Annotated in this window: 2 protein-coding genes and 2 pseudogenes; 1 reads left to right on the forward strand and 3 read right to left on the reverse strand. The window is 60.6% G+C overall.

The features are described 5' to 3' along the window. Positions 1-106: 106 nt before the first annotated feature. The 3 genes and pseudogenes from ACRXB1_RS32595 to ACRXB1_RS32605 all read right to left on the reverse strand — a co-directional run. Positions 107-667: pseudogene (locus ACRXB1_RS32595) on the reverse strand (SMP-30/gluconolaconase/LRE-like region family protein); the annotation flags it as partial. A gap of 307 nt (positions 668-974) precedes the next feature. Then, positions 975-2,141, reverse strand: coding sequence for a 2-methylaconitate cis-trans isomerase PrpF (prpF, locus tag ACRXB1_RS32600; RefSeq protein WP_449494376.1), 1,167 nt, complete (start codon positions 2,139-2,141; stop codon positions 975-977). A 60-nt stretch (positions 2,142-2,201) separates the two neighbouring features. Then, a complete protein-coding gene (locus ACRXB1_RS32605) occupies positions 2,202-3,113 on the reverse strand; it encodes a LysR substrate-binding domain-containing protein (protein WP_449494377.1) in 912 nt (303 codons plus the stop codon). A 253-nt stretch (positions 3,114-3,366) separates the two neighbouring features. Here ACRXB1_RS32605 and ACRXB1_RS32610 point away from each other — a divergent pair. Next, positions 3,367-3,841 (forward strand): annotated as a pseudogene (locus ACRXB1_RS32610) (DUF1338 domain-containing protein); the annotation flags it as partial.

The raw sequence follows: 3,841 nt of genomic DNA on the forward strand, positions 1-3,841 counted from the left end.
CCGGAGGTGGCGAGCCCCGTGATGACATCGGCGCGCTTTTCGGTCGTGGTCGCGCTGACGGCAATGGAAAAGTCCTGCGTCTTCGTCACGCGGTTATACCGGCCCACATAGCCGCTGCCTTTGTTCCCGTCACGTTGATGTCGCTTTGCCAGACGCCGTCCGTGGTGTAGACGCGCACGCGATTGCCCGGGAAGTCGCTTGCGTAGAGCAGGGAGCCGGAGGTGGCGAGCCCCGTGATGACATCGGCGCGCTTTTCGGTCGTGGTCGCGCTGACGGCAATGGAAAAGTCCTGCGTCTTCGTCACGCGGTTATACCGGCCCACATAGCCGCTGCCTTTGTTCCTGTCATATTGCATGGCTGCAAAAATGGATGTCGCGTTGCCCGTGATCGCGCTGCCCTGAAATGCGTTGTGTATGCCGATGGAACCCGCGTTCTGGCGGTTCTGGTAGATCGCGATACCGCCCTCGTTCTCGTCCCAGAGCGACGCCGTGTAGACGATGCCTTCCGGCGCGATCCACATCGATCGGGCGCCGTTGCCTACGTAGGTGGAACTCGTACCAAACGTGTTCGCGATCCAGTCCGTGGAGTATTGCGCGTGACTGGGGCGTGCGATCGTGGCGAGCAGCACGAGCGCGCCTAAAAGAACGCGAAGGCGTGTCATAACCATGAGCGATGTTCTCCTGGACGTTTTTGGTGGGCTTGAGCGGGGTGGGCGCGTAGAGCGCGCGATTGCCCTGGGCGGCGTCTGCGAGGGGTGTATGTGATCGAGACGAGTCGATGCCTCAGCCACGCTACGGCTGATCGTAAAGGGAAAATATTGGATAGCGCCGCCGATAAAAATCAAAAATAAATGGCGCGTCTTTATTTGACGTTATCGGCGTACTTGAATGCCGGAAATCTTTCGGTGATAACCGGTGGATCAGGTAATTAGGTCATGCTTGGTCAACCTAATGGTGAAAGCCTGACCGGTTGTTTCAGGAATCAAACACCGTTGAAGGCACGAACACGAACCCTTCCATCAACCTGCGCGCGCTTCGGCTCATGATGGCTTTCGTCACGATCCAGTCATTGTCTATCCGCCTGGTTTCGGCGCCGACCGCAAGGCTCCCCGATGGATGGCCGAAGCGGATCGACCCCTGCGATTCAGGTACGAGCCGGTTGACCAGCGTCCCGGGAATGGCCGCCGCGACCGCAATGGCGACGGCCCCGGTACCGGTCATTGCATGGTGGAGTTTGCCCATCGAAAAAATGCGGGTGTTGATGTCGAGCGTCGCGGGGTCGATGTGCTTGCCGCTCGATGCCACGTAAGCGCTCGGCTTCGCGACGAACGCGAGCTTGGGCGTATGCGGCCTTGATTGCGTGGCTTCGCTGGCGGTCTTGGCGAGCCCCATGCGGACCGCCGCGTGCGCGCGAATCGCCTCGGCCTTGAGCAGCAACTCCGCGTTGCCATTCACGTCGCGCTGAAGTTCGTTGCCGTTCAGGCCCAAGGCTGTCGCATCGATGAAGATGGCAGGATTGCCGGCGTTGATCATCGTCATTTCGACTGCGCCGACGCCGGGTACGTCGAGCACATCCGATGCGTTTCCGGTCGGGAACATGCCGCCGTCCGAGCCTTCGCCATCGCCGGCGGGGTCGAGGAATTCGATGCGGATTTCCGCTGCTGGAAACGTCACGCCATCGAGTTCGAAATCGCCTTCTTCCACGACTTCGCCGTCACGCATGGGCACGTGGGCAATGATCTTCGCGTTGATGTTGGCCTGCCAGATCCGGACCGTGGCGACCCCGTCGCGCGGGGCATCGACGAGACCCTGGGCGATCGCGAACGGACCCACTGCCGAGGTCAGGTTGCCACAATTGCCGGACCAGTCGACGACGGGTTTGTCGATGGCGACCTGCCCGAACCGGTAATCCACGTCACAATCTTCACGCGACGATGGCCCGACGATCACGACCTTGCTCGTGCTCGAGGTGGCGCCGCCCATGCCGTCGATGTGCTGGCCGTAGGGGTCCGGGCTGCCGATCACGCGCATGAGGATGCGGTCGCGCAGAGCCGGGTCTTCGGGCAGCCAGTCGTGACGGAAGAAAACGCCCTTGCTCGTGCCGCCACGCATGTAGACGGCAGGGATTTTTGTCTGGGCCAAGGTTTGTCTCCGGTGGGGGCGTGAGGGCCTATTTTGCGGCTTTAAACGTCTCTACGCTTTTCACGCCTCCACCTCCTCCATCCGCGGCACGATCGAACTCAGCCATTCCGATAACGCCACGAACGGTTCGTCGTTGGCAATTTCATCCGGGGCAACGAGGTAATAGCCCGATGCGCCGGTCATGGGTTTATCGAGGGGAACGACCAGCCTTCCCGACGACAATTCATCCGCCAGCAGAATCTCCGGCAGCAGCGCCACGCCCAGACCCGCCTGCGCGGCGCTCGTGAGCATCGTGAACAATTCATACCGGGCGCCACGGACCGCGCGCACGTCGTGTTCCAGTCCATTGAGCCGGAACCACGTACGCCAAGCGTCCGGTCTGGTCGATAAATGCAACAGCGGCAAATCAGTCAATTGATCCAGTGAAATCGGCGCGGCGCCCGCCAGTAACGACGGACTGCACACCGGCACGACCTTCCCCTCGCGGAACAGCAGCTTGCCTTGCGTCCCGGGCCAAACGGAATCGCCGAAGTACAGCGCGGCATCGAAAGGAGAGTCGCTGAACAGAAAAGGCTCCGTACGGATCGACAGGTTCACCGTGATATCCGGGCGCAACGCACGAAATTGCGGCAGTCGCGGAATCAGCCATTGACTCGCGAGCGTCGGAACGACCGCAATCTCCAGAATCCGCCCGACGCCACGCTGCGCCATCAATTCGAGCGTGTCACGTTCGATCCGGTCGAGATTCTTGCGCACGAGCGCGGCGTACTGCCTTCCGTGCGTGGTCAGCACAATGCGCTTCTTGATTCGCAGGAACAACGCGACGCCCAATCTGCTTTCCAGCGATGCCACTTGCCTGCACACCGCGCTTTGCGTGAGCGAGAGTTCGTTGGCGGCGCGGGTAAAGCTCTCATGGCGCGCAGCCGCTTCGAAAATCTGCAGCGCGACCAGATTGGGGATGCCTTTTCTCATGTATTTACAAGCCTCGATAACGCAAAAAAACCGCACTTGGTGCATTTCCAGAACCAACTAATGAGTTTATATCAATTGCGTGGCTTTTTGACGCGTCCCAGAATCAGTTTCCATTGAATTGCGTACAGGGCTGATCGAGCCTTCCGCCCCTGCCGTACAGCATCAGCCGGAAACTCAAAGAATGAATCCCAACCTCGCCGCCCTGCTTTATACCGTCGTTCCTGAAACGGAGGTCGCCGGATTAGTGCTATTGATGAACTTGCCTGCGGGAATAGACACGTTCACGTCCGGCACGGTCACCCGGGCCGAACTCGCTCAGGCGATGAACATGGCGCTGTTTGCCGACCTGCTCGAACGCGCGCCGAGCGGCCGTGCGTACACCGCCGATCTGCAACACACGCAAACCCGCGTTCAGTTCGATCACGGCGCGCTGCGCACCGTGCGATGGAGCGAATCCGGCGCGTTGCCGCCGGGCGAGGCCGCGTTCACGCGCATTCTCCGGCCGCTCGGTTTTGTGCTGAACGGCACGTATCCGCTCGATCGAATCAAGATGACGGGGCGTTCGTACAAACACCTCGATGCCCCCAATGACATCGCCCAGTATTTCGTCAGCGAATTGCATCCCGGTCGTTTCAGCCCGGAATTCCAGCAGGCAGTGACGCGCGTGATCGGCGAAAGCGTGGATCCGCTGACGCCGCAAGCGGTGGCGTCGCTCGCCGAGCTGGAGA

The organism is Caballeronia sp. M23-90 (assembly GCF_053574605.1).